At 73.1% G+C, this 480-nt stretch carries 1 protein-coding gene; it reads right to left on the reverse strand.

The window, feature by feature from the left end; all coding sequences use genetic code 11:
• Nucleotides 1–72: 72 nt before the first annotated feature.
• A partial coding sequence (locus AB4Z32_RS27690) for a PspA/IM30 family protein (RefSeq protein ID WP_442125014.1) occupies nucleotides 73–480 on the reverse strand: 408 nt, incomplete at its 5' end.

A 480-nucleotide genomic window follows, 5' to 3' on the forward strand; every position in this document is an offset into this window, starting at 1 on the left:
ATCAACAGCATCAGCAGAAGGGCGGCCAGGAAGATCGTGTTGCCGTCGGCCGACAGGAACCCCCACATCGGCTCAGCTCCCGTTGCGCGCGGCGCGCAGGGCGGCCAGCCGTTCGTCGACGCGGTGGCCGCGGGCCAAGCGCTCCAGTTCCGACAGCTTGGCCCCGCGCGCCAGTTCGGCGTCGGTGGGCGGCTGCGGGGTCTTGGCGCGAGCGGCGGTCAGGTCGGTCAGGTCCTCGGCCATCTCGCGGCGGGTGGCCTGCAGGGCGGCCAGATAGCCTTCCAGCTCGGCCTGGCGCTGGGCGGCGTCGGCGACGGCGTTCTCCAGCACCGGGACCTGGGCCTCGATGTCCAGCTGGTGCTCCGGCGCGGCGCGGATCAGGTCCTCGCGGTCCTGGGAGAGGGCCAGCTCGATCTGGGCCGACAGGTCGTCGTGGCGGCTGGACTGTTCGGTCAGGCGCTTGGCGGCCAGGTGGCGGGC

Source organism: Massilia sp. 2TAF26, from assembly GCF_052115005.1.
GTDB lineage: Bacteria > Pseudomonadota > Gammaproteobacteria > Burkholderiales > Burkholderiaceae_D > Telluria.